This window comes from Streptomyces sp. Ncost-T10-10d, from assembly GCF_900091955.1.
GTDB lineage: Bacteria > Actinomycetota > Actinomycetes > Streptomycetales > Streptomycetaceae > Streptomyces.
This window is the reverse complement of record NZ_FMDF01000133.1, coordinates 102439-110416: the sequence shown is the minus strand read 5'-3', so window position 1 is coordinate 110416 and position 7978 is coordinate 102439. Positions and strand designations below refer to the sequence as shown.

Genomic DNA, 7978 nt, shown 5'->3' with positions numbered 1-7978 from the left:
GCCTCACCGAGTCCGGCGGCGACCGCGCTGTGCTTGGGCGGGTGGAAGCCCATGGCCTCCATCGCGGCGGTGGTTCCTTCGATGCCTGCGCCACCGAACCAGCCGGCCAGCTTCTGGGTGCCGTGCGCGGCCAGTACCGCGCCGGTACCGACGCGCAGGACGAGCAGGCCGAGGTCACGCCGGTCGAGGCAGGCCATGAGAGTCTCCGCAAGGGTCGGGGGTCGGTGGGCTTCGACGCGCCACCCGTGCCGTGGCGGACAAGTGCCACGCTTCCACCTTCCGTGCCCCGGAGCGCCGACGTGTCCTGGTGTTACGCCGTCCGGGGGACGACCGCACGCCCGGCTCTGCGACGAACGCCATTATGCAACTTGTTGCACAATAGCGATCCGGTGGACTACAACTGGCGCGACGACACTGCGCGAGGAGCCGCCTCATGAGCCCGTACCCGAATCTGCTGAGCCCGCTCGACCTCGGGTTCACCACTCTCCCCAACCGGGTGCTGATGGGGTCGATGCACATCGGTCTGGAGGAGGTCGAGCGCGGCTTCGAGCGAATGGCCGCCTTCTACGCGGAACGCGCCCGGGGCGGCGTCGGCCTGATGGTCACCGGCGGCATCGCTCCCAACACCCGCGCCTGCTCCTTCCCCGGCGGCGCCAAGATGACCAACGGGGCGGAGGCCGAGCAGCATGCGCGGGTCACCGCCGCCGTGCATGAGGCGGGTGGCCGGATCGCCATGCAGATCCTGCATTTCGGCCGGTACGCACACCATCCCGACCTGGTCGCGCCGAGCGCGATCCAGGCGCCGATCAGCGCATTCACCCCGCACGCCCTTCACGACGACGAGGTCGAGGAGACCATCGAGGACTTCGCCCGGGCCGCCGAGCTCGCGCGGCGTGCCGGGTACGACGGTGTCGAGATCATGGGCTCCGAGGGCTATCTGATCAATGAGTTCATCGCCGCCGCCACCAATCACCGCACCGACCGCTGGGGCGGCTCGTACGAGAACCGCATCCGGTTCCCCGTCGAGATCGTGCGCCGGGTCCGTGAGCGCGTCGGCAGTGATTTCATCCTGATCTACCGGCTCTCGATGCTGGATCTGGTGCCCGGCGGTTCCTCACTGGAGGAGGTCGTGCAGCTCGCACGCGAGATCGAGGCCGCCGGCGCGACGATCATCAATACGGGAATCGGCTGGCACGAGGCGCGTATCCCCACCATCGCCACCTCGGTGCCCCGCGGCGCCTACACCTGGGTGACCGAAAAGGTGCGCGACGCCGTCTCCGTACCGCTGGTGACGAGCAACCGCATCAACACGCCCGAGGTCGCCGAGGAGATCCTCGCCTCGGGGCGGGCGGACATGGTGTCGATGGCCCGGCCGTTCCTCGCCGACCCCGACTTCGTCGTCAAGGCGTCCGAGGGCCGCGCCGATGCGATCAACACCTGCATCGGCTGCAACCAGGCCTGCCTGGACCACATCTTCAGCGGACGGGTCACCTCCTGCCTGGTCAATCCTCGCGCCTGCCACGAGACCGAACTCACCCTGTCCGCGACCCGCACGGTCAAGCGGGTGGCGGTCGTCGGCGCCGGACCCGCCGGCCTCGCGTGCGCCGTCGCAGCGTCCGAGCGCGGGCACGAGGTGACGCTCTTCGACGCGGCCGAGGAGATCGGCGGCCAGCTGAACGTGGCGCGCAGGGTTCCCGGCAAGGAGGAGTTCAACGAGACACTGCGCTACTTCCGTACCCGGCTCGCGGAGGAGAAGGTCGGGCTGCGGCTCGGTACACGGGTCACGGCCGATGTCCTCCACGACTTCGACGAGGTCGTCCTCGCCACCGGTGTCGTGCCCCGCTCCCCCGCGATACCGGGCGTGGACCACCCCAGCGTGGTCAGCTACCTCGACGTCCTGCGTGACGGGGCGCAGGTCGGCGACCGGGTCGCGATCATCGGGGCGGGCGGGATCGGCTTCGATGTCGCCGAGTTCCTGACCGACTCGGGCGATGCGGCAAGTCTCGACCCCGAGGTGTTCTTCCGGCAGTGGGGCGTCGACACCGACTACCGCGACCGGGGCGGTCTTTGCGCACCGGAGCGTCCGAAGACGCCGCGCACCGTCCATCTGATCCAGCGCAAGAACAGCAAGGTCGGTGAGGGGCTGGGCAGGACGACCGGGTGGATCCACCGCACCGAGCTGCGGCACCGCGGTGTCACGATGATTCCGGGCGCCGCCTACGACCGGATCGACGACGACGGACTGCACCTCACGGTCGACGGCGAACAGCGGCTCCTGCCGGTCGACACGGTGGTGCTCTGCGCGGGCCAGGAGCCGCGCCGCGAGCTGTACGAGGAGTTGCTCGCCGCGGGCCGGCCGGCGCATCTGATCGGCGGCGCCGATGTGGCCGCCGAGCTGGACGCCAAGCGCGCGATCCGCCAGGGCACGGAGCTGGCCGCTTCGCTGTGACGTACACGGGAACCCCGGCCCGGGAGTTCCCGACCGGCCCGGCCCCTCCGTCACGGGGCCACTGCCCGGCCGTCCTTAGGATGCACCCCATGTCACTCCCGCATGCGATCCTCACCGCCCTGCTCGAAAAGCCGTCGTCGGGGCTGGAGCTGACCCGCAGGTTCGACCGGTCGATCGGCTATTTCTGGTCCGCCACGCACCAGCAGATCTACCGCGAGCTGGGGAAGCTGGAGCAGGCCGGACAGATCCGGGCGCTGCCGTCGAAGCAGCCCGCCCGTGGGCAGAAGAAGGAGTACGAGGTGCTGCCCGCGGGCCGCGAGGCGCTGTCCGCATGGGTGGCCCGCTCCGAGGACCCCAAGCAGATCCGGGATCCGCTGCTGCTGCGGATGCGGGCGGCGGCAGTCGTCGGGGCGCCCGGCCTGGATGCGGAACTGCGCCGTCATCTGGGGCTGCACCGTCGGCAGCTGGCGGAGTACCTGGAGATCGAGAAGCGGGACTTCCCGCCCGAGCGGAACTCCGACGAGGACCGATTGCGGCATCTGGTGCTGCGTGGCGGCATCGATCTGGAGAACTTCTGGATCGGCTGGCTGACGCGGGCACTGGCCCAGGACGAGCGGCCGAGTCCGTAGGCGGGTTGTTTCCGTACGTGACAGTTCGGTGGGCAGATGTCACGTCGTCGCGGCATGCCCCCGGCGGACGGCGGGCATCAACTCCACTCGCTACGGTCCGCCCACCGGGGTCCGGCCCAGCTCCGGTCGCAGCGTCGGCTGGTCCATCGGCCCTCTGCTTCCGATCACGACGCGAGACGGTGATCCGGCCCCGGACTTCGGCCCGGCCGTGGCCCGGTCGGCGACGGTCGATGCCTCCGCCTGGGCGCGGCTGAGCAGAATCACGCCCCGTACCGCCGCTGCCGTCCCGAGCGCTGCCGGGATCAGGCTGATCGTTCCGCCCTGGAAGTGTTCACCGAGCAGGGCCAGTCCTATGGCGGCCGCGGCCACCGGATTGGCGAGCGTGACGACGGCCAGCGGCGCGCCCAGGCCACCCCGGTAGGCGGTCTGGGAGAGGAGCAACCCGCCCATCGCGAAGGCGGAGACGAGAAGCGCGACGATCACCAGGCGCCAGCTGAACAGCGGGCCGGTGTGCTCGGTGACGGAGACGGTCAGGGTCTGGGTGAGTGCGGAGGCGACCCCGGAGGTGATGCCGGACGCCGCCGCGTGTCGCAGGCCGGAACGTGCTCCCGGACGGCAGAGTCCGGCGACGACGGCCATGGTCCCGGCGCCGACAGCCAGGGCTTCGGGGAGACTGAGCGTTTCGTGCGGGGCGGTGCCGCCCGCGGTCATCAGCAGAGCGCCGAGGCCGAGCAGCGTGAGGACCGTGCCACGCCATTCGATCCTGGTGACCCGGCGTCCGGCGGCCCTGGCGCCCAGCGGGACTGCGGCGACCAGGGTGAGGGCGCCGAGCGGCTGGACCAGGGTGAGCGGGCCGTACTTGAGCGCCGCGACATGCAGCAGCGCGCCACCGGCGTTCAGTCCGACCGCCGACCACCAGGCGCCGCGCCCGAGCAGCCCCAGGACCCCGGCGTCCGGCTCGGTGCGCCCGGCGAGCCGGGCCTGCGCCACCGCGGCCGAGGCGTACGCGGCGGCGGAGACCAGCGACAGTGCGACGGCGATCAGGATGGCGTTCATCGCCGCGTCCCGGACGCTGCGTACGAGCGGGCGGAGTGGGTCTGCGGCTCGGCGCCGGCGGTCGGCACAGCGGGTTCGGCGGGCCGGGGCACGGCCGTCAGCGCGGGCTCGTATCCCGTGGCGGGCCGCGGGATACGAGCCCGTACCGGCATCGTGCGCTTCAGCGGCAGCGCCGCGAACGCCACCGCGAGGAGCGCGGAGACCACGATCGAGTCGAGCCAGTAGTGATTGGCCGTGCCGACTATCACCAGCAGCGTGATGAGCGGATGCAGCAGCCACAGCCAGCGCCACCGGGTGCGGGTGGCGACGATCAGCCCGACAGCGACCATCAACGCCCAGCCGAAGTGCAGGGAGGGCATGGCGGCGAACTGGTTCGCCATCGAGTCGGTCGCCGGCGTCGCTCCGTAAACCGTCGGTCCGTACACCTGGCCGGTGTCGACGAGTCCGGCGGCGGCCAGCAGCCGCGGCGGGGCGAGCGGGAACAGCAGATGGAGTGCGAGCGCGGCGCCGGTGAGCGCGGCGAGGATGCGGCGCGACCAGACGTAGTGGCGCGGGCGGCGCCAGTAGAGCCACACGAGGAAGAGCAGCGTGGCCGGGAAGTGCACGGTCGCGTAGTAGGTGTTCGCGAGGTGGATCAGCGTCTCGTTGTGCAGCAGCAGATTCTGCACCGTGCCCTCGCCGGGCAGGTGCACGGACCGTTCGAAGTCCCAGACGTTGCCGGCGTTGCGATACGCCTCCTCGACGTGACCGTTCGCGGCCTGCCGGCCGAGTTTGTAGATCACGAAGAGCCCTACGACAAGAAGAAGCTCGCGGACGAGGGGCGGTCGGGCAGAACTGTCCGGCTCCTGATCTGCGGGCTCGCTACCGGCGTACATCACCCGGTGCCCCTTTGCTGACGAAGCAGTGTTGCGACGGCATGGTCCACTCCACACCGAATCGATACGCCAGTGTACCGATACGTGAACGTATCGGTACACGCGCGTTTCGGTACACTGGCGTATCGATGGACCTCGTCGCACAATCGCTGAGAGGGAAAACGCATGTCGCCGCAGGAAGCCGCGCAGACACCGGCACACACGCCACGCCGCTCGAAGATCACGCCGGAGCGGGCGCAGGAGTTCTACGCGGCCGTGCTCGACATGCTGAGAGAGTCCGGCTACGAGGCCCTGACCATGGAAGGGGTCGCCTCGCGGACACGTTGCGGCAAGTCCACGCTCTACCGGCAGTGGGGCTCCAAGCCCGAACTGGTCGTGGCGGCACTGCACGGCACCCGGCGGGTACTGCTTCCGCACATCGACACCGGCACCCTGGCAGGGGATCTGCGCGAGGTCGCCCGGGCCATCGGTGCGGGCTCGGGCCGCGACACCCCGCTGATGCACGCGCTCAGCCATGCCGCACTGCAGAGCCCCGAACTGCTGTGCGCGTTGCGCGAGGCGCTGATCCTGCCGGAGATCGCGGCGATCGAAGCGATGGTCCGGCGCGGAGCGGAGCGCGGCGAGATTCCGGCGGACACTCCCGCGGCCGAGTTCGTCTCCGTGCAGTTGCTGGGCGTGATGCGTGCCCGGCCACTGCTGGAGGGGAAGTTCGCGGATGAGTCATATCTCACCCGCTTCGTGGAGAACGCCATCCTTCCCGCACTTGGACTGGAGGCGTCCGCGCCCTAGCCCCCAGAGACGTGGGCCGTTGTCCGAGCGGATGACGACGGCCCGCTCGCGCCGCACCGTGGGGACGGGGGCGGCGCATCATCCGGGCGGCCGGTGGCTCCTCAGGGAGCCACCGGCCGCCCGCGCTTCTGCCCACTCGGCTCATCCCACCCGGCCGACACGGCGGACGATCATTCTCGTCCTCTTGACGATATCGATCGTCCGCCATTATCGTCTTCATGACGAGAATGAGGGGGACTCCGACATGGCCGACATCACCAGGCGCTTCGGCTGGCGCCATCTGCGCTCCGCACCCACGGCCCACATCCGCCACCACAAGCGCGGCCGACTCGCCCACGACGGACCGGGGCTGAGTTTCTGGTACCGGTCACTGACCGCCGCACTCTCGGAAGTTCCGGTCAGTGACCGGGAGTTGGCCATGGCCTTCCACGCCCGCACATCCGATTTCCAGGACGTCACCGTGCAGGCCACCGTGACGTACCGGATCAGCGACCCGGCCGAGGCCGCCGCCCGCCTGGACTTCTCCGTCGACCCCGACACCGGCGTCTGGCGCGGCGCGCCGCTGGAGCAGATCGCCACGCTGCTCACGGAGACCGCCCAGCAGCACACCCTGGACGTGCTGGCCAGAACAGCGCTGGCCGAGGCCCTGGTCGACGGAGTCGCATCGGTACGCGACCGCGTCGCAGCAGGGCTTGCCGCCGAACCCCGGCTGCCCGCCACCGGTATCGACGTGGTCGCGGTACGGGTGGTCGCCATCCGTCCCGAGGCCGAGGTGGAACGCGCGCTGCGCACCCCCGCCCGCGAGCAGATCCAGCAGGAGGCCGACCGGGCCACCTACGAGCGCCGAGCCGTGGCCGTGGAACGGGAACGGGCCATCGCCGAGAACGAGCTCGCCAGCCAGATCGAACTGGCCCGTCGCGAGGAGCAGTTGGTCGAGCAGCGCGGCACCAACACCCGCCGCGAGGCCGAGGAGAACGCCGCTGCCGACGGGGTGCGCGCCGAGGCCGAGGCGGCACGCAAGGTGCGGCTGGCCCGGGCCGAGGCCGAGGCCGCCCGCGAGGTCGGCGCAGCACGCGCGGAGTCCCAGGCGGCCTGGCTGCGGGTGCACGGCGAGGTGGACGCCGCGACCCTGCACGCCCTGGCAGCGACCAGGCTCGCCGAGAACCTGCCGCGCATCGACAGCCTCACCCTCTCCCCCGACGTCCTCACCGGCCTGCTCAGCAAGCTCGGCAGGACCGGCCCCGAGCCCCGGGCATGAGCCTCGCCCCGCGCGCTGTGCTGGTCCACCGCACCACCGAGTACGACGAGTTGCTGGCCCGGCACGGTACGCACGGCCAGGCCGCGTTCTTCCTCTCCAGCCGTGGCCGGTCCATCGACGAGGTGGCCCTGCGGCACCGGCAGACCCGGCAGGCACTCGCCGATGTAGCGGCAGCCGTACCGCTCCAGTGGCGTCAGTCACGGGTGGAGCGCGCCGATCTCGACCGTTTCCTGTTCGCGCCCGAGGACGTGGTGGTCGTCGTCGGACAGGACGGACTCGTCGCCAACGCCGCCAAGTACCTGTCCGGCCAGCCCGTCGTCGGCATCGACACCGACCCCGGACGCAATCCGGGCGTGCTCGTACGCCACCGGCCCTCCGATGCGGCCACCCTGCTCCGGGCGGCCGCATCCCCCGGCGGCACGGCGGACGAACTCACCATGGTCGAGGCGGTCGCCGACGACACCCAGCGTCTCCTGGCCCTCAACGAGATCTACCTCGGCCCGCCCGGCCACCAGACCGCCCGCTACCGGCTCGGCCCCGACGCGCCCGATGCCCCCACCGAACCACAGGCCTCCTCCGGCGTCCTGGTCGGCACGGGCACCGGCGCCACGGGCTGGCTTCGCTCACTGTGGCAGGAACGCCACAGCGCCCTGCGGCTCCCCGCACCCACCGACCCGCGGCTGCTCTGGTTCGTACGCGAGGCCTGGCCGTCACCGGCGACCGGCACCTCACTGGTCGCGGGCGAACTGGGGCGCGGACAGGGGCTGAGGCTCACCGTGGAGTCCGACCGGGTGGTGGTGTTCGGCGACGGGATGGAGACGGACGCGCTGGAGCTGACATGGGGGCAGACGGTACGGCTGGGCATCTCGGCGACATCGCTGCGGCTGGCCGTCTGACGGACCGAACCACCCAGCTCTGAAGG

General features: G+C 71.0%; 8 protein-coding genes. 5 read left to right on the top strand and 3 right to left on the bottom strand.

Annotation, left to right across the window (positions count from 1 at the left end; all coding sequences use genetic code 11):
* On the bottom strand, window positions 1-197 hold a 197-nt coding region (locus GA0115254_RS21975; protein ID WP_141720892.1), incomplete at its 3' end, for a DoxX family protein.
* A 236-nt stretch (window positions 198-433) separates the two neighbouring features.
* Here GA0115254_RS21975 and GA0115254_RS21970 point away from each other — a divergent pair.
* A complete protein-coding gene (locus GA0115254_RS21970) occupies window positions 434-2449 on the top strand; it encodes an NADPH-dependent 2,4-dienoyl-CoA reductase (RefSeq protein WP_093897000.1) in 2016 nt (671 codons plus the stop codon).
* An 89-nt stretch (window positions 2450-2538) separates the two neighbouring features.
* Window positions 2539-3078, top strand: coding sequence for a PadR family transcriptional regulator (locus GA0115254_RS21965; RefSeq protein ID WP_093896999.1), 540 nt, complete (start codon window positions 2539-2541; stop codon window positions 3076-3078).
* A 90-nt stretch (window positions 3079-3168) separates the two neighbouring features.
* Here GA0115254_RS21965 and GA0115254_RS21960 read toward each other — a convergent pair whose 3' ends face one another.
* Both GA0115254_RS21960 and GA0115254_RS21955 read right to left on the bottom strand, forming a co-directional pair.
* Entirely contained in the window at window positions 3169-4134 is a 966-nt protein-coding gene (locus GA0115254_RS21960; protein ID WP_093896998.1) for a DMT family transporter, read from the bottom strand.
* Entirely contained in the window at window positions 4131-5009 is an 879-nt protein-coding gene (locus GA0115254_RS21955) for a phosphatase PAP2 family protein (protein WP_370740920.1), read from the bottom strand. The genes GA0115254_RS21960 and GA0115254_RS21955 overlap by 4 nt, the downstream gene beginning before the upstream one ends.
* A 165-nt stretch (window positions 5010-5174) precedes the next feature.
* Between GA0115254_RS21955 and GA0115254_RS21950 the strand changes: the two genes are divergently transcribed.
* The 3 genes from GA0115254_RS21950 (at window position 5175) to GA0115254_RS21940 (ending at window position 7952) form a co-directional block, all read left to right on the top strand.
* Window positions 5175-5798 (top strand): TetR/AcrR family transcriptional regulator, encoded by a 624-nt coding sequence (locus GA0115254_RS21950; RefSeq protein WP_093896996.1) that lies wholly within the window; start codon window positions 5175-5177, stop codon window positions 5796-5798.
* 244 nt (window positions 5799-6042) lie between these two features.
* Window positions 6043-7056: an SPFH domain-containing protein gene (locus GA0115254_RS21945; RefSeq protein ID WP_093896995.1), complete on the top strand. Its 1014-nt coding sequence runs from the start codon at window positions 6043-6045 to the stop codon at window positions 7054-7056.
* Window positions 7053-7952: a hypothetical protein gene (locus GA0115254_RS21940; protein WP_093896994.1), complete on the top strand. Its 900-nt coding sequence runs from the start codon at window positions 7053-7055 to the stop codon at window positions 7950-7952. The genes GA0115254_RS21945 and GA0115254_RS21940 overlap by 4 nt, the downstream gene beginning before the upstream one ends.
* Window positions 7953-7978 lie beyond the last annotated feature (26 nt).

Bases quoted from the DNA above. Each gene is read 5' to 3' on its own strand.
- GA0115254_RS21970 (WP_093897000.1), top strand. From the start codon at position 434: ATGAGCCCGTACCCGAATCTGCTGAGCCCGCTCGACCTCGGGTTCACC.
- GA0115254_RS21965 (WP_093896999.1), top strand. From the start codon at position 2,539: ATGTCACTCCCGCATGCGATCCTCACCGCCCTGCTCGAAAAGCCGTCG.
- GA0115254_RS21960 (WP_093896998.1), bottom strand. From the start codon at position 4,134: ATGAACGCCATCCTGATCGCCGTCGCACTGTCGCTGGTCTCCGCCGCC.
- GA0115254_RS21955 (WP_370740920.1), bottom strand. From the start codon at position 5,009: ATGTACGCCGGTAGCGAGCCCGCAGATCAGGAGCCGGACAGTTCTGCC.
- GA0115254_RS21950 (WP_093896996.1), top strand. From the start codon at position 5,175: ATGTCGCCGCAGGAAGCCGCGCAGACACCGGCACACACGCCACGCCGC.
- GA0115254_RS21945 (WP_093896995.1), top strand. From the start codon at position 6,043: ATGGCCGACATCACCAGGCGCTTCGGCTGGCGCCATCTGCGCTCCGCA.
- GA0115254_RS21940 (WP_093896994.1), top strand. From the start codon at position 7,053: ATGAGCCTCGCCCCGCGCGCTGTGCTGGTCCACCGCACCACCGAGTAC.